Source organism: Pseudomonas sp. MS15a(2019), from assembly GCF_013277805.1.
GTDB classification, from domain to species: Bacteria; Pseudomonadota; Gammaproteobacteria; order Pseudomonadales; family Pseudomonadaceae; genus Chryseomonas; species Chryseomonas benzopyrenica.
Map to the genome: position 1 here is coordinate 161,274 of NZ_VBTN01000004.1, position 15,749 is coordinate 177,022.

13 protein-coding genes are annotated in these 15,749 nt (G+C 65.6%); 9 read left to right on the plus strand and 4 right to left on the minus strand.

Annotation, left to right across the window (positions count from 1 at the left end; genetic code table 11):
• Positions 1–4 precede the first annotated feature (4 nt).
• Positions 5–1,315, minus strand: coding sequence for a trigger factor (gene tig / locus FEZ61_RS08465; protein WP_026084027.1), 1,311 nt, complete (start codon positions 1,313–1,315; stop codon positions 5–7).
• Between the two features lie 281 nt (positions 1,316–1,596).
• Here tig and FEZ61_RS08470 point away from each other — a divergent pair, with 281 nt between their 5' ends.
• Positions 1,597–2,904, plus strand: a complete 1,308-nt coding sequence (locus FEZ61_RS08470) for an Nramp family divalent metal transporter (protein WP_017642590.1) — start codon at positions 1,597–1,599, stop codon at positions 2,902–2,904.
• Positions 2,905–2,958: 54 nt separating this feature from the next.
• On the plus strand, positions 2,959–3,909 hold the full coding sequence (locus tag FEZ61_RS08475) for a 2-hydroxyacid dehydrogenase (protein WP_093249113.1): 951 nt from the start codon (positions 2,959–2,961) through the stop codon (positions 3,907–3,909).
• Between the two features lie 29 nt (positions 3,910–3,938).
• On the opposite strand, the gene FEZ61_RS08480 is transcribed toward FEZ61_RS08475, so the two are convergent.
• Both FEZ61_RS08480 and FEZ61_RS08485 read right to left on the minus strand, forming a co-directional pair.
• On the minus strand, positions 3,939–4,385 hold the full coding sequence (locus FEZ61_RS08480) for a hypothetical protein (RefSeq protein WP_173148240.1): 447 nt from the start codon (positions 4,383–4,385) through the stop codon (positions 3,939–3,941).
• A 98-nt stretch (positions 4,386–4,483) separates the two neighbouring features.
• Positions 4,484–5,440 (minus strand): LysR family transcriptional regulator, encoded by a 957-nt coding sequence (locus FEZ61_RS08485; protein ID WP_093249117.1) that lies wholly within the window; start codon positions 5,438–5,440, stop codon positions 4,484–4,486.
• 211 nt (positions 5,441–5,651) lie between these two features.
• On the opposite strand from FEZ61_RS08485, the gene FEZ61_RS08490 reads away from it, so the two are divergent.
• The 7 genes from FEZ61_RS08490 to FEZ61_RS08520 all read left to right on the plus strand — a co-directional run bounded on the left by FEZ61_RS08490 (position 5,652) and on the right by FEZ61_RS08520 (position 13,654).
• Entirely contained in the window at positions 5,652–7,382 is a 1,731-nt protein-coding gene (locus tag FEZ61_RS08490) for an AMP-binding protein (RefSeq protein WP_173148295.1), read from the plus strand.
• Entirely contained in the window at positions 7,379–8,893 is a 1,515-nt protein-coding gene (locus tag FEZ61_RS08495) for a CoA-acylating methylmalonate-semialdehyde dehydrogenase (RefSeq protein ID WP_017642595.1), read from the plus strand. The genes FEZ61_RS08490 and FEZ61_RS08495 overlap by 4 nt, the downstream gene beginning before the upstream one ends.
• Positions 8,894–8,906: 13 nt before the next feature.
• Positions 8,907–9,803, plus strand: coding sequence for a 3-hydroxyisobutyrate dehydrogenase (gene mmsB / locus FEZ61_RS08500; protein WP_173148242.1), 897 nt, complete (start codon positions 8,907–8,909; stop codon positions 9,801–9,803).
• Positions 9,800–10,852 carry an enoyl-CoA hydratase/isomerase family protein gene (locus FEZ61_RS08505; RefSeq protein ID WP_173148244.1) on the plus strand — a complete coding sequence of 351 codons (1,053 nt, stop codon included), beginning with the start codon at positions 9,800–9,802 and terminating at the stop codon, positions 10,850–10,852. Before mmsB ends, FEZ61_RS08505 begins: the two co-directional genes overlap by 4 nt.
• Positions 10,853–10,863: 11 nt before the next feature.
• Positions 10,864–12,015: an acyl-CoA dehydrogenase family protein gene (locus FEZ61_RS08510; RefSeq protein ID WP_173148246.1), complete on the plus strand. Its 1,152-nt coding sequence runs from the start codon at positions 10,864–10,866 to the stop codon at positions 12,013–12,015.
• A 137-nt stretch (positions 12,016–12,152) separates the two neighbouring features.
• Complete coding sequence (locus tag FEZ61_RS08515) at positions 12,153–12,953, plus strand: universal stress protein (protein ID WP_173148248.1); 801 nt, start codon at positions 12,153–12,155, stop codon at positions 12,951–12,953.
• Between the two features lie 149 nt (positions 12,954–13,102).
• Positions 13,103–13,654 (plus strand): ATP-dependent Clp protease proteolytic subunit, encoded by a 552-nt coding sequence (locus FEZ61_RS08520; RefSeq protein WP_064308849.1) that lies wholly within the window; start codon positions 13,103–13,105, stop codon positions 13,652–13,654.
• 62 nt (positions 13,655–13,716) lie between these two features.
• Here the strand turns inward: FEZ61_RS08520 and FEZ61_RS08525 are convergent, their stop codons facing one another.
• Entirely contained in the window at positions 13,717–15,489 is a 1,773-nt protein-coding gene (locus FEZ61_RS08525; protein WP_017642827.1) for a glycoside hydrolase family 5 protein, read from the minus strand.
• Positions 15,490–15,749: the final 260 nt, after the last annotated feature.

The following is a 15,749-nucleotide window of genomic DNA, read 5'->3' on the forward strand; positions in this document are numbered from 1 at the left end:
CAGATCAGGCTGCTTGGGGAGCCTCGGCCGGTTTGACCGCGTCCTCGTAGGAGACCTGCTTGTCGGTGACTTTTGCCTGCTTGAGGACAGTATCCACGACTTGTTCTTCCAGTACAACCGAACGCACTTCGTTCAGCTGCTGCTCGTTCTGGTAGTACCACTTCACTACCTGCTCGGGCTCCTGATAGGCCGCAGCCATCTCTTCGATCAGCTCGCGAACGCGGGCGTCATCGGGCTTGAGCTCGAACTGCTTGACCATCTCGGCGATGATCAGGCCCAGCAGCACGCGGCGCTTGGCCTGCTCGCTGAACAGCTCGGCCGGCAGTTGCTCGGGCTGGATGTTGCCGCCGAACTGCTGGACGGCCTGAACGCGCAGGCGATCCACTTCGTTGCTGATCAGGGCAGCCGGTACGTCGATCTGGTTGGCAGCCAGCAGACCGTCCATGACCTGGTTCTTGACCTTGGTCTTGAGCGCCTGGCGCAGCTCGCGGTCCATGTTCTTGCGCACTTCGGCGCGGAACCCTTCGACAGTGGTCTCTTCCACGCCGAACTGCTTGAAGAAGGCTTCGTTCAGCTCGGGCAGCTCGGGTGCGGCCACTTCCTTGACGGTGACCTTGAACTGGGCGGCCTTGCCGGCCAGATCCAGGTTCTGGTAGTCCTCGGGGAAGGTCAGGTCGAGCACACGCTCGTCACCGGCCTTGGCACCGACCAGACCGTCTTCGAAACCGGGGATCATGCGACCCGAACCCAGCACCAGCTTGGTGTTCTCGGCGGAGCCACCGGAGAAGGCTTCGCCATCCTGGGTGCCGACGAAGTCGATGGTGACCTGGTCGTCGTTGGCGGCAGCGCGGTCAACGGCTTCGTAACGGGTACCCTGCTTGCGCAGCACGTCGAGCATCTTGTCGATGTCGGCGTCTTCGACGCTTGCGTCCTGGCGCTCGATCTCGATGCCGTCCAGGCCCTTGACTTCGAACTCGGGGAAGACTTCGAAGGTGGCGACGTATTCCAGGTCCTTGCCCTTTTCGAACACCTTGGGTTCGACGGCGGGTGCGCCGGCCGGGTTGAGCTTCTGCTCGACGACGGCTTCGTAGAAGGTTTCCTGAATGAGATCACCCAAGGCTTCCTGACGAGCCGAGGCTTCGTAGCGCTGGCGGATGACGCTCATGGGTACCTTGCCCGGGCGGAAACCGGGAACCTTGGCACGCCGTGCAGTCTGCTGCAGACGCTTGTTCACTTCGGTTTCAATACGCTCGGCCGGCACGCCAATGGTCATGCGACGCTCGAGAGCAGAGGTGTTTTCAACGGAAACTTGCATGGATATTCCTCGTGGCACAAGAACAGGCCGGCTTTCCGACCCCCCAGAATCAAGGGCGACCATTCTAGAGACAGTCTCAAGCGAAGTCACCTGGCTTGATCCAGCGGTACGTACGGCAATCAACGAAGGGCGTCTGGCCTGACCTGACGAAAGCAACATTTTGTTGCCCACCTTTAGTTGTACGACGTCGTATGTAGTGCTAAACCCTGAAAGGGCAAGCTAACGAAAAGGCCACTTCCGGCCCCTTCACAACAACAACAATCGTTAGGAGAACCGCCCTAATGGAGCGATCCGGTTCCGTCGAAAAATCCGTACCTCTGGCCAAGGAGCAAGGCTCCGGCCTGCGCCGCCTGGCGAAGCTGCTGGGCCCCGGCATCATCGCGGTGCTGTCCTGGCTGGGCGCTGGCGACCTCATCACCTCCTCGGTGGCTGGCGCCAACTATGGCTACGCCATGATGTGGGTGCTGGCGGTGTCCCTGCTACTGCGCTTTCTCATCGTCAACATCATCGCCCGCTTCCAGCTGTGCAATAACAAGGGCATGTCGATCCTCGAAGGCTATGCCCAGCTGCACCCGGTGTTCGCCTGGTTCATGCTTGGGTACGCGCTCGTCATGGGGCACCTGACCAACGCCTACATGCTCAAGGGCGCTGGCGAGGCCCTGGCCACCCTTCTCCATGTCGACTATCCGCTGCTTTGTTCGGTGGCGGTGGTGATCGCCGTCTGGCTGCTGGTGGGGCGCAACTTCTATGCCTTGATCGAAGGCGTGATGAAGGTGCTGCTGGCGGTCATGACCCTGGCCTTCATCACTCTGGCGGTGATGTCGGGCCCGGACCTGGGCGGTATCCTGCGCGGCACCATCGGCTTCAGCATTCCGCCGGACGAAGGCGTGCATGGGGCTCTGCTGGTGGCCGTGTCGGTCATTGGCGCCGTGGCCGGTTCCATCGCCAACTTCGTGCATCCCTATGTGATGAAGGAAAAGGGCTGGACCGGCCCGGAGCACAAGCGCATCCAGCGCAACGATCTGCTGTTCGCCGTGGTGGTTGGCATCATCATCAACCTGGCCATCTGGGTCGTCGGCGTGGAAATCCTCAGACCCAACGGCCTGCAGGTGAACACCCTGAACGACCTGGGCTCGGCGCTGGAACTGTTCTTCGGCTCGGGCGGCTGGTTGATTTTCTTCACCGGCGTTTTCGCCACCCTGTTCGCCAGCGTGGTGGGCAAGACCACCGCCTTCCCCATGCTGATCACCGATGCCCTGCAACACATCCGTCCGGAACGGCGCGAGCGCTATGGCAAGACCTTTCACAAGGACCCGGCGCACAAGTGGTTCCTGCTCTTCATCCTGGTGACGCCGCTGGTGTGGTCGCTGCCGGGCATGCCCGACTTCGTGACCCTGACCATCGGCGTGAATGCCTTGAACATCGTCGGCCTGCCGGTGATCTCCCTGGGCCTGCTGATCATGTCCAACCAGAAGTCGCTGCTGGGCGACGAGTACCGCAACAACTGGTTCGAGAACCTGGCCCTGGGTTTCGCCACCCTGTTGGCGATCTGGGTCGCGATCCAGCTGGGCCTGCAATTGCTGGGCTGAGCCCACCGCTTCAAGGGGCGGTTCGCCGCCCCTTCTCTTCCAAGGAGTCTAGAAATGGCTGAACAGAACCAACGTCCGCTGTTGCTGCAGGTGGGTCCGCTGCTGCCTGCGCTGCAGGACGCGCTGAAGACCCGTTATGAGGTGCTACGACTCTGGGAAGCACCCGATCAGTCCGAACTGCTCGCGGCACGCGGCCAGGACGTGGTGGCCGTGGTGACCTCAGGCGTGCACGGCGCGACCCGCGAACTGATGAGCGCCCTGCCCGCCCTAGCGGCGGTGTTCAGTTTCGGCGTGGGCTACGACAGCATCGACATCGCCGCGGCGCGCGACAGAGGCGTGCTCGTGAGCAACACTCCGGGTGTACTGGACGACTGCGTCGCCGACACCGCCTTCGCCCTGCTGATCGATGTAGCGCGGGGCATCAGTGCGGCGGATCGTTTCGTGCGCCGCGGCGACTGGCGCCTGGGCAAGTTTCCCCTGACCTCGCGCCTGGCGGGCAAGACCTGCGGCATTGTCGGTCTGGGCAACATCGGCAAAGGCATCGCCCGACGGGTGGAGGCTTTTGGCATGGAAGTGGCCTACCACGGTCGCCATCGGCAACCGGACGTACCCTATCGCTATCATGCCGATCTCGAAGCCCTGGCGGAGGCAGCGGACTTCCTGGTGCTGTCGCTGCCCGGTGGTCCCGCCACCGATGGGCTGATCGACGCGCGGATCCTCGCGGCCCTGGGACCGCGTGGCTATCTCATCAACATCGCTCGCGGCAGTGTGGTCGATGAGCCGGCCCTGGTGGCGGCCCTGCAGAGCGGCGCCCTGGGCGGCGCCGGGCTGGATGTCTTCGCCGAGGAACCCGAGGTGCCCACGGCGTTGCTGACGCTGGACAACGTGGTCCTCACCCCGCATCTCGGCAGCGGCACCCACGAGACGCGCCAGGCCATGGCTGACCTGGTGCTGGCCAATGTGGAGCGCTATTTCACCGACGGGACCCTGGTCACTCCCGTCTGAAAAGCGGCGGCCCGCGCGGCCGCCCTTTCCTACTCGATGGCGGGCAGGGTCTTGCTGCGGATCCGCCGTGCCAGCGAATCGTAGATCTCGCGGCAGCCTTCGTCCCAGAATCGGTCGGGATCGTCCTGGGGTTCGAGGGCAACGGAGAATTCGCCGTCGCGCTCCTTCAGCACGAAGTGGTCGTTGGTATAGAAGAAGGACAGCCCGATGGCGAAGGTCTGGGGCGTGCCGGCCAGGTCATCGACGATCACCGTGAGGTCGTAGCGCGCATAGACTTCCAGTTCGCGGACGATGTTGCCATCGACGCGCTTTTCCAGGCCCAACCCGGCATCGACCTGATCCGCGGGAGTGAGCCCCAGGTAGCGGGTGAAGCACTCCGGCAATTCATGCAGGCGGCGCTCCAGCTCCTGCCAGTAGGCTTCTTCCCGCTCGGCTGACTTGCTCAGCGCCTGACTCAATGCCTGATATCGTTCCATTGCCGTTCCCATCTGTTCACTGGAGGCCGTCGAAGGACGACCGACAGCTCTGAGACCCCGGCCGGGTCCCGGGGTGCCGCAGCGATCGGCGCCGGGCCTCAGGTCGCCGGCCAGCCCAGCACCGGCGCGCGGGTTTCGCCGAGCAGGAAGTCGCGATTGGCGTCGGTGCAGGCGCGCAGGTAGTCGGTCACCAGGGTGATGCGGCGCAGGCGGCGCAAGTCTTCGCGGTAGTAGAGCCAGAATTGCCGGGTGATCTGGATCTGTTCCGGCAGGAGCGCCGCCAGGCGCGGATCCGGCTCGGCGACAAAGCACGGCAGGATGGCCAGGGCGTGTCCGCACAGGGCGGCCTGATACTGGGCAATCACGCTGGTACTGCGCAAGCCGCTGCTGGCCTCCGGCAGGATGCGCTCCAGATAGAGCAGCTCGGGGCTGAAGGCGAGATCGTCGACGTAGGTGATGAACCTATGACGGTGCAGATCCGTGAGCTGCGCGATGGGCGGGTGGCGGGCCAGGTAGTCGGCGGTGGCATAGAGTCGCAGGCGATAGTCGCACAGCTTGCGGCAGACATAGGGCCCGCGTTCGGGGCGTTCCAGGGTGATGGCGATGTCGGCTTCGCGGCGCGACAGGTTGACGAAGTGCGGGACCGGTAGCACCTCGAGGGTGATCCCCGGATAGCGATCCTGGAAGAAGCTCAGCTGAGGCGCGACGAAGTAGCTGCCGAAGCCTTCGGTAGCACCGATGCGCACCTGGCCGGAAGGCGCCAGACGGGTATCGGAGATCTGCTCGCAGGCGGTCTGCAGGGTGCTTTCCAGGGTTTCGGCGTGCACCAGCAGCCGCTGCCCTTCCATGGTGAGGCTGAAGCCAGTGCTGCGCGACTTCTCGAACAGCAGGGCACCGAGCGCCTTTTCCAGGGCCGAGATACGCCTCGAGACGGTGGTGTAATCGACCCCCAACCGCCGCGCCGCGGCGCTGGCCTTCTGGGTGCGGGCGACTTCGAGGAAGAATCTGAGATCGTCCCAGTCGAGACGCGCTGCCGGGTTATTGGATTTTTGCATGTCGGTCGGGCGTTTTTGTCGGAAGCCAAGAGACTTTTGCCGGAACTATACTGCTTACCAGGGCGCGTCACGAGTGGTGACGGCGCGACCCGCTGCTACCCAACAACAATAAAGAGCAGGCAACCATGACCCACCCTCAGGCCCCATCCCGGCGCCAGGCCGGACGCTGCCCTTCCCTCCCGATCCTGCAGTCCGCGGGGTATCGCCCATGATGGCCAGCGACGCCTTCCGCGCAGCGCGCGACTTCCTGCTGCGCCATCGCACCGACTACGCCACTGCCGTCCGCGATTTTCGCTGGCCGGAACTGGAACACTTCAACTGGGCGCTGGATCATTTCGATCGCTTGGCCGAGGAGCATGCCGGTCCGGCACTGTGGCGACTCGACGCCGAAGGTCGCGAAGAGCGCTACAGCTTCGCCGAGCTGCGCCAGGCCTCGAATCGCACCGCCAACTTCCTGCGGGCCCAGGGCGTGCGGCGTGGCGAACGCATCCTGGTGATGCTGGGCAACGAGGTGGCGCTGTGGGAGACGCTGCTCGGTGCTTTCAAGCTGGGCGCCGTGGTGGTGCCCGCCACCACCTTGCTCAGTGATGCCGATCTGCAGGATCGGGTGCAGCGCGGGCGCATCGCCCATCTGGTGGTGGGCAGCGCCCATACGGAGCGTTGCGCCAGTCTGGATCCGGGCCTTACCCGGATCTGCGTCGGGTCGCCGGTGGCCGGTTGGCAGCCCTATGCACCGGGCGCCTGCGCCAGCGACTTCCTGCCGGACGGCCCTACCCTCGCCACGGATCCGCTGCTGCTCTATTTCACCTCGGGGACCACCTCGCGACCCAAGCTGGTCCTGCACAGCCACAGTAGCTATCCAGTCGGGCACCTGTCGACCCTCTACTGGATCGGCCTGCAGCCAGGCGACGTACACCTCAACATCTCCTCCCCCGGCTGGGCCAAGCATGCCTGGAGTTGCGTCTTCGCCCCCTGGAACGCTGGTGCCTGCGTGTTCATCCATGATGTGCCGCGGTTCAAGCCCCAGGCGCTGCTGGAGGTGCTGGCGCGCTATCCGGTCACCAGTCTCTGCGCGCCGCCCACGGTGTGGCGCATGCTGATCCAGGAGGACCTCGCCGCCTATCGCGAGCGGCTGCAGCTGCGGGAGCTGGTCGGTGCCGGCGAGCCGCTCAATCCGGAGATCATCGACAGCCTGCAGGCGGCCTGGGGGCTGACCCTGAGAGATGGTTTCGGCCAGTCGGAGACCACCGCCCTGGTAGGCAATACCCCGGGCCAGCCGCTCAAGCCGGGCTCCATGGGTCGTCCGCTGCCAGGGTGCCACGTCGAGTTGCTGGATGCCGATGGCCAGCCGGGCAACGACGGCGAGGTGGCCCTGTCGCTGCAGCCGCGCCCCGCCGGGTTGATGCTGGGCTACGAGGACAGTCCGGAGAAAACCGCCGAGGTGATGCGGGACGGCCACTACCGCACCGGCGATACCGCGGTGCGTGATGCCGAGGGCTACATCACCTTCGTCGGGCGCGCCGATGACGTCTTCAAGTCGGCGGACTACCGCATCAGCCCCTTCGAACTGGAAAGCGCCCTGATCGAGCACCCGGCCGTGATGGAAGTGGCCGTGGTGCCGAGCCCCGACCCCTTGCGCCTCAATGTACCCAAGGCCTTCGTCATCCTGGCCGCCGGCCACGCGCCTTCGCCTGAACTCGCGCAGGAGCTGCTCGGCTTCGCCCGTGGCTGCCTGTCCCCCTACAAGCGAGTACGCCGCCTGCAATTCGTCGGCGAACTGCCCAAGACGCTGTCCGGCAAGATCCGCCGCATCGAGCTGCGCCTGGGCGAGGCACAGCGCCGCGCGGCTGGCACAGCCTACCTCCACGACTATGCCGAAGAAGACTTCGCCAACCACCCTGCCCCGGCCTCCGTTGCCACCGCCCAGGAATCCCTGTCATGACCCAGACCGCCATCAAAGACGTGCCGCTGCTGATCGACGGCCAATTCGTCACCTCCACCAGCCGCGAAGGCCGCGAAGTGATCAACCCGGCCACCCAGGAGGTGCTGGCGCGGGTGCCCTTCGCCACCACTGAGGAGGTACAGCGCGCCGTGGCCAGTGCCAAGGCGGCCTTCGCCACCTGGCGCAAGACGCCCATCGGCGCCCGGGCACGCATCTTCCTGCGCTACCAGCAGCTGATCCGCGAACACATGAGCGAACTGGCCGCCCTGCTCACCGCCGAGCAGGGCAAGACCCTGGCCGACGCCGAGGGCGATGTCTTCCGCGGCCTGGAGGTAGTGGAGCACGCCGCGGCCATCGGCAATCTGCAACTGGGCGAACTGGCCAACAACGTCGCCAGCGGGGTGGACACCTATACGCTGCTGCAACCCCTGGGCGTCTGCGCCGGCATCACCCCCTTCAACTTCCCGGCGATGATTCCGCTGTGGATGTTTCCCATGGCCATCGCCTGCGGCAATACCTTCGTCCTCAAGCCCTCGGAGCAGGATCCGCTGGTGACCATGCGCCTGGCCGAGCTGGCGCTGGAAGCCGGGGTACCGCCCGGGGTGCTCAACGTGGTCCATGGCGGACCGGCGGTGGTGGACGCCCTCTGCGATCACCCGGATATCAAGGCGCTGTCCTTTGTCGGCTCGACCCGCGTAGGTACCCATGTCTATCGCCGCGCCAGCGAGGCTGGCAAGCGCGTGCAGTGCATGATGGGCGCCAAGAACCATGCGGTGGTGATGCCCGACGCGCCCCGCGAACAGACCCTGGCCAACCTGGTGGGCGCCGCCTTCGGTGCGGCCGGTCAGCGCTGCATGGCGGTCTCGGTGGTGGTGCTGGTGGGCGAAGCCAACAGCTGGGTACCGGACCTGGTGGCCAAGGCGCGCAGCCTCAAGGTGGGTGCGGGTCACGAGCACGGCACCGACGTCGGCCCGCTGATCTCCTGCCAGGCCCTGGACCGGGTCAGCGGCCTGATCGAGCGCGGGCTGAGCGAAGGCGCGACCCTGGAGCTGGACGGCCGCAACATCCAGGTCGAGCGCTACGAGAAGGGCAACTTCGTCGGCCCGACGCTGTTTTCCGGGGTGACCACCGACATGACCCTGTACCGCGAAGAACTGTTCGGACCGGTGCTCTGCGTGATGCACGCCGCCACCCTCGACGAGGCCATCGCCCTGATCAACGCCAACCCCAACGGCAACGGCGTTGCCCTCTTCACTCGCTCCGGCGCCGCGGCACGGCGCTTCCAGGAAGACATCGACGTCGGCCAGGTCGGCATCAACGTGCCCATTCCGGTACCGGTGCCGCTGTTCTCCTTCAGCGGTTCGCGCGCCTCCAAGCTGGGTGACCTGGGGCCCTACGGCAAGCAGGCGGTGCTCTTCTATACCCAGACCAAGACCATCACCACGCGCTGGCCCGACGAGCAGGACGTCGGCAGCGCCGGGGTCGTCAACACCACCATCACCCTCAAGTAAGGGAGACGCCAGCATGCATCTGGGATTTCTGGGACTGGGCAACATGGGCGCGCCCATGGCCCGCAACCTGCTCAAGGCCGGCCATCAGCTGACCGTCTTCGACCTCTCCACCGCCGCGCTGGAAGCGCTGCGCGCCGAAGGGGCCGAGGTTGCCGCCTCGCCCACCGCCGTGGCGGAAAGTGGCGCGGAAGTGATCATCACCATGCTGCCCGCGGCCGCCCATGTAAAGACGGTCTATCTCGGTGAAGACGGGCTGATCGCCCGGGCCCGCCCGGGCACCCTGCTGATCGATTCCTCCACCATCGATCCGCTCAGCGCCCGGGCGGTGGCCAGCGCCGCCGCCGAACGTGGCCTGGAAGTGCTGGACGCCCCGGTCTCCGGCGGCACCGGCGGCGCCGCGGCCGGCACCCTGACCTTCATGATCGGCGGCAGCGAGGCGGGCTTCCAGCGTGCCCAGCCGCTGCTGGCCGCCATGGGTCGCAACCTGGTGCACTGCGGCGCCAGTGGCAACGGCCAGGTGGCCAAGGTCGCCAACAACCTGTTGCTGGGCATCTCCATGATCGGGGTGGCCGAGGCCATGGCCCTGGGTACCCGCCTGGGCATGGACGCCAAGACCCTGGCCGGGGTGATCAATACCAGCAGCGGGCGCTGCTGGAGTTCGGAGGTCAACAACCCCTATCCGGACGTACTGCCCCAGGCGCCGGCCTCGCGCGGCTACCAGGGCGGCTTCGCCGCCGAGCTCATGCTCAAGGACCTGGGCCTGGCCACCGAGGCGGCGCGTGCCGTGCGCCAGCCGGTGATCCTTGGGGCGGTCGCGCAGCAGCTCTATCAGAGATTCAGCCGCGCGGGTGGCGGCGGCCTGGATTTCTCAGCCATCATCCAGGACTACCTGGACGAGGACGGTGCATGAGCGACGCCAAGGTACTGCTGGAAAGACGTGGCGGGGTCGGCTATCTGACCCTCGATCGCCCGACCGGGCTCAATGCCCTGGACCTGGAGATGGTGCGCGCGCTGCACGGAGCCCTGCGCGACTGGGAACAGGACCCCGGCGTGCGGGTGATCGTGCTGCGCGGCAACGGCCCCAAGGCCTTTTGCGCCGGCGGCGATGTCCGTGCGCTCTACGACAGCTACCAGCGTGGCGACGACCTGCACCTGACCTTCTTCACCGAGGAATACGCCCTGGACCTAGCGCTGCACCGCTATCCCAAGCCGGTGCTGGCGCTGGCCCACGGCCTGGTCCTGGGCGGCGGCATGGGCCTGGTGCAGGCGGCGCGCCTGCGGATCGTCAGCGAGCGCACCCGCATGGCCATGCCGGAAACAGCCATCGGGTACTTCCCCGATGTCGGCGCCAGCCACTTCCTGCCACGCCTGCCGGATCAGCTGGGCCTCTATCTGGGCCTGACCGGCGTGCAGATCGGTCCGGCCGATGCCCTGGCCGCCGGCCTGGCCGATGTCTTCATTGCCGAAGCGACGACCGACGACCTCCTTCAACGGCTGGAGGCGGCCACTGCCCAGGGGCCGACCGATCTGGCCGCCCTGCTGCAGGAGTTCGCCACGGCGCCGGCCGAGTCGGCGCGTCTGACCGACCTGCGCCCCGCCATCGCCGAACATTTCGCCGCGGCGACCGTGGAAGAGTTGCGCGGCAGCCTGCAGGCAGAAAGCCGCTCCGCCTATCGCGACTGGGCCCAAGAGACCCTGGCCACCCTGGACGCCCGCTCGCCACTGGCGGTCGCCACCGCCCTGGAATTGCTGCGTCAAGGCGGCGGGCTGTCGCTGGAGCAGTGTTTCGCGCTGGAGCTGCACCTGGATCGCCGCTGGTTCGAAAAGGGCGAGATCATCGAAGGGGTGCGCGCCATGCTGGTGGACAAGGACCGCACGCCGCACTGGAATCCGGCTCGCTGGCAGGATCTGGATCCACGCCGCGTCGCGGCCTTTTTCACCGATTTTCGCCATTCCTGAGGAAGGCTTCCATGCACCACATCGAACTCACCGAAGAACAATGCATGATCCGCGACATGGCGCGCGACTTCGCCCGCCGCGAGGTCGCGCCCCACGCCCGGGCCTGGGAAAAGGCCGAGTGGATCGACGACGCCGTGGTCGCCCAACTGGGTGAACTGGGCCTACTGGGCATGGTGGTGCCCGAGCAATGGGGCGGCACCTATATGGACTACGTCGCCTATGCCCTGGCCGTGGAAGAGATCTCCGCCGGCGACGGCAGCCTCGGCGCCCTGATGAGCATCCACAGCTCGGTGGGTTGCGGCCCACTGCTGCGCTACGGCACCGCCGAACAGCAGGATCACTGGTTGCCCGACCTGGCCGCCGGCAAGGTCATCGGCTGCTTCTGTCTGACCGAACCCCAGGCCGGCTCCGAGGCGCACAATCTGCGCACCCGCGCGGTCCTCGACGGCGACAGCTGGGTGCTCAATGGCAGCAAGCAGTTCGTCAGCAACGGGCGCCGCGCCGGCCTGGCCATCGTCTTCGCGGTGACCGATCCGGAGCTGGGCAAGAAGGGCCTGTCGGCCTTTCTGGTACCCACCGACACTCCCGGTTTTCGCGTCGAGCGCACCGAACACAAGATGGGCCTGCGCGCCTCCGACACCTGCGCGGTCACCCTGGACAACTGCCGGATCCCGGCGGCCAACCTGCTGGGCGAGCGCGGCAAGGGGCTGGCTATCGCCCTGTCCAACCTGGAAGGCGGGCGCATCGGCATCGCCGCCCAGGCCCTGGGCATCGCTCGCGCGGCCTTCGAGGCGGCGCTGGGCTACGCCCGCGAACGTATCCAGTTCGACAAGGCCATCATCCAGCACCAGAGCATCGCCAACATGCTGGCCGACATGCACACACGGCTCAATGCCGCGCGGCTGCTGATCCTGCATGCGGCGCGGTTGCGCACGGCGGGCCAGCCCTGCCTCAGCGAGGCCTCCCAGGCCAAGCTGTTCGCCACCGAGACGGGCGAATGGGTGTGCTCCAAGGCCATCCAGATCCATGGCGGCTATGGCTACCTGGAGGACTATCCGGTGGAGCAGTACTACCGCGATATCCGCATCACCCAGATCTACGAAGGCTCCAGTGAAATTCAGCGTTTGCTGATCACCCGGGAACTCGATCGCTACGAAATGTGAGGGCGTCCGGGATGACGGCCGTGACCTGCCCAGCAAAAGCCGAAGATGACACCCAAGCGTCATCAGCAGGCGCTGGGCGGGTGCTACGCTCCTGACAGGGATCGTGTCTGGTCCCGGTCTCGTCAAGGAATACCGTTATGGCCTCCCTGCTCGCCTGCATCGATGGATCCCCCCACGCCGAAAGCGTCTGCGACCACACCGCCTGGTTGTCGCGGCGGCTGGATGCACCCGTCACCCTGCTGCACGTGCAGGAATCGGCCAACAGCGGCAAGAAGGTCGCCAACGGCGCCCCGGTCTATCTGGACGATGATGTCGGTGCCGGGATGGCCAAGGCGCTGTTGCTCAATGCCCGCCAGCGCATGCTGCAGCAGGGCCTGACCTCCGCCCCGCAGATCCTGCGGCGGCCCGAGGGCCTGGTGGATACCCTCAAGACCCTGGAAGCCGACACCCGCCTGCTGGTGATCGGCAAGCGCGGCGAGCGCTCAGGGGACAGCGGCATCGGCAGCCAGCTGGAAGCCGTGGTGCGCGCCGTGCACCGGCCGATCCTGATCTGCTCGGGGCCATTCAAGCCGCCACGGCAATTCACCATCGCCTACGACGGCCGGGAAGCCACTCACCAGGGCATCCTGGCGCTGGCGCGCAGTCCGCTGCTGGCCGGCATGAGCGGCACCCTGCTGCGGGTCGGCGAAGACGATCCGATCCTGCGCAAGCGCCTGGAGGACCTGGCCCTGCTGCTGCGCAGCGCCGGTTGCCGGGTGGACACCACCGTCGCCCATGGTGACGTGGAGCGCATCGTCCCCCGCCACCTCGACGAACGCCGGGCGGATCTGCTGATCATGGGTGCCTACAGCCACTCTTCGGTCTGGCGCTTCCTGCGCGGCAGTCGCACCACCCAGTTGCTGCACAAGACCGAAGTGCCGATGCTGCTGCTGCGCTAATCTCGCGGCTGCGCTCAGGCGCAGCCCATCCGTCTGGGACGCGCTTCGTCGGCCAGCCGACGCCAGCACTCAAGCCCGGCCGAAAGTCGCCGAAGCAACTCCTATAGAGCCCGCCTTCCGCCGGGCTCCCCGGCGCGTCGGTAGGCCCCATGAGCACCCATGTCATCCATTTCACCGGTCCCATCAATTCCACCAGTTGCGGCCAGCTGATCGCCCAGTGCTCTCAGGCGGTCCAGCAGGACGCCTCGCGCATCCTGCTCAAGATCGCCACCATGGGCGGCGATTGCAGCTACGGCTTCACGATGTACAACTTCCTCCTGTCCCTGCCGGTACCGGTGCACACCCACAACCTGGGTACCGTCGAATCCATGGGCAACATCCTTTTTCTCGCCGGTGAGCAGCGTACCGCCAGTCGCCACAGCAAGTTCCTCTATCATTCCTTCTACTGGAATCTGAACAACTCGGTGGACCACGCACGCATGGCCGAATACGCCATGTGCCTGGACTACGACCTCGACCTCTATGCCCGCATCGTCGCTGAGCGCACCGCCGGTGCCGCAGAGGCCCTGGACATCTACAGCTGCCTCAAGGCCAACGCCCGGCTGCTGAGTCCGGAAGCGGCCCTGACCACCGGGGTGATCCATGCCGTGGATGAATGCCGGGTGCAGGCGGGAGAGGTCACCACCTTCATCCATCTTTAAGCGGGCAACAAAAAACCCGGTGGCCGTTGGCCACCGGGTTTTTTGTTGCCTGATCCCGAGGATCAGCGACTGAAGGACATCAGGGTGTTGGGATAGCCGACGCTGGCATCCAGCCGGCTGGCATCGAAGAACACGCCCAGGTTTTTCGCCCCATCCTGCACGTAGCTGATCTTGAGGATCTGGCCGTTGACGAGGCGTACCGAGCCACCCAGCTTGAAGGCCGAGCGATTGGCTGCGGTCGCCGGGATGGAAATGGCCGCGGCGCGACGGTAGACGCCGCGATTCCAGTCGGCGTTGGTGAAGTCGTTGATGGCACTGCTGACGCTGGCGGCGCTGGTCACCCCGGTGGGCGAGACCGTCACGGTCTTGGGATAGCCCACGGCGTTGCCGTTGAAGGGCGTGCCCTCGGTGAAGACGCCCAGGCTATTGCCGGCCTGCACCGAGGAGATCCGCCGTACCTGGCCATCCGCGGTGGTCAGGTAGGCACCGGCCTTGAAGGCGGCGCGATTCACCGCGGTTCCGGGTACCGAGATCGCAGCCTTTTTGAGGAACACCCCCTTGTGCCAGTCCGGGTTGGTGAAGTCGTTGACCACGGAGGTGACAGTGCCTGCGGTGGCACCGGTGCTCGGCGGAATCTGGACCCCGGCGTTGCTCCCCGTATTGCCAGTGTTGCCGGTGTTGCCAGCGCTGCCACCACCGGAATTGCCCACGGCGCCGGCATTGCCACCGGTGGAGCCGCTGTTGCCAGTACCGGTACCGCCGGCGGCCGGCGCGGTGCTGCCACTGGCGTTTGGACCGATGGCGGTGCAGCTGCTGTCGTCCAGGTATTTGCGCAGGGTCGGCCACTGCGGGCGCTCCTGGCCATTGATGGGCTCCACCGACATGAAGTAGCTGCCCCAGCCGGGACCTGCGGCCCAGTAGGAGGCCGGAATGCAGTTCTGCTTCAGGTAAGCCAGCATGTTGTCCATCAGCAGGTTCCAGCGCGGATTGTTGTCCGGGACACCGAACTCGCCGATATAGCCACGCTTGCCGTTCTTCTTCAGCCAATCGACGAAGGGCTTCACTCGCGTCACGCCATAGTTGGCATCGAGCTTGTTGACGTCGGTCTTGTCATAGCTGCCGCCGGCGTTCTCGTCGAAGTAGGAGTGCGCCGAAAAGATGATGTTGTTGGCCGGATCCTTCAGCCCCAGCAGGGCATCGTTGAATTCGGCCCAGCGGGTGGCGCTCGACCAGCCGTTGCCTTCGACGATCACCGGCCGGGTGCTGTCCACCGCCCGGACGCCATTGATGCCGTACTGGGCCGCGGTCGGCCAGTAGGCCATGGCATCGTGGGGCTCGTTCATGATGTCGTAGGCGTACAGCGAGGACTGGCCGCTCCACTGCCGCGCGATGTGGGTCATGATCTCTTGATAGCGGGCGTAAGGTACGCCGCTGGTACCTATCACCTGACCGCGATAGCGGGCGTAGTTGTGCAGGTCGAGGATGATCTTGATGCCGTGCTTCTGCGCATAGCCGAAGGTTTGGTTCACCAGGGCCACGTAGGCGCTATCCAGAGGTCCGCCCAGGCGTGGCTGCAGGCGTTCCCAGATGATGGGGAAGCGAATCAGCTTCACGCCCCGCGCGCTCCACTGCTGGAAGTAGGCTTCCACCGGGAAGATGTAGTTGGTGCCATTGATGCCGGGCAACACCTGGGGCGCGAAGCCCGCACCAGACAGATTCAGACCTACCAGGCTGACAGGCTCGGCCTGGGCGAAGCCAGCGGACAGCGCGACGACAGCAGCGGCCGCGGCGAGCGGACGACGAAGGGCGGTAACAACGGAGCGAATAGGTGTCATGGACAGGTACTGCTTTGGGAGGCGTGGCGTCGATGTCCTTTGTGTACGAGCAAAGCCTGGGTTTAGGTAAGGCCACTGGGACGTGACAAAAAAAGCGCTCTGCGTCCTGCAGTTGTCTCACCTAATACAAGTCATATGCCAGCCAAGTGAAACCTTTCACCCAACGGGAAGTCTCCGCTTCCAAAGAAGCGCTGAAAGCACCGGAACAGAGCCCTTTCGGCAAACGTAACCAAATGTGCGCGACACAGGGTCGCAGCTTG

What these genes read in the sequence shown, in the direction of transcription:
- tig (WP_026084027.1), bottom strand. Translation starts at nt 1,315, where the DNA reads ATGCAAGTTTCCGTTGAAAACACCTCTGCTCTCGAGCGTCGCATGACC.
- FEZ61_RS08470 (WP_017642590.1), top strand. Translation starts at nt 1,597, where the DNA reads ATGGAGCGATCCGGTTCCGTCGAAAAATCCGTACCTCTGGCCAAGGAG.
- FEZ61_RS08475 (WP_093249113.1), top strand. Translation starts at nt 2,959, where the DNA reads ATGGCTGAACAGAACCAACGTCCGCTGTTGCTGCAGGTGGGTCCGCTG.
- FEZ61_RS08480 (WP_173148240.1), bottom strand. Translation starts at nt 4,385, where the DNA reads ATGGAACGATATCAGGCATTGAGTCAGGCGCTGAGCAAGTCAGCCGAG.
- FEZ61_RS08485 (WP_093249117.1), bottom strand. Translation starts at nt 5,440, where the DNA reads ATGCAAAAATCCAATAACCCGGCAGCGCGTCTCGACTGGGACGATCTC.
- FEZ61_RS08490 (WP_173148295.1), top strand. Translation starts at nt 5,652, where the DNA reads ATGGCCAGCGACGCCTTCCGCGCAGCGCGCGACTTCCTGCTGCGCCAT.
- FEZ61_RS08495 (WP_017642595.1), top strand. Translation starts at nt 7,379, where the DNA reads ATGACCCAGACCGCCATCAAAGACGTGCCGCTGCTGATCGACGGCCAA.
- mmsB (WP_173148242.1), top strand. Translation starts at nt 8,907, where the DNA reads ATGCATCTGGGATTTCTGGGACTGGGCAACATGGGCGCGCCCATGGCC.
- FEZ61_RS08505 (WP_173148244.1), top strand. Translation starts at nt 9,800, where the DNA reads ATGAGCGACGCCAAGGTACTGCTGGAAAGACGTGGCGGGGTCGGCTAT.
- FEZ61_RS08510 (WP_173148246.1), top strand. Translation starts at nt 10,864, where the DNA reads ATGCACCACATCGAACTCACCGAAGAACAATGCATGATCCGCGACATG.
- FEZ61_RS08515 (WP_173148248.1), top strand. Translation starts at nt 12,153, where the DNA reads ATGGCCTCCCTGCTCGCCTGCATCGATGGATCCCCCCACGCCGAAAGC.
- FEZ61_RS08520 (WP_064308849.1), top strand. Translation starts at nt 13,103, where the DNA reads ATGAGCACCCATGTCATCCATTTCACCGGTCCCATCAATTCCACCAGT.
- FEZ61_RS08525 (WP_017642827.1), bottom strand. Translation starts at nt 15,489, where the DNA reads ATGACACCTATTCGCTCCGTTGTTACCGCCCTTCGTCGTCCGCTCGCC.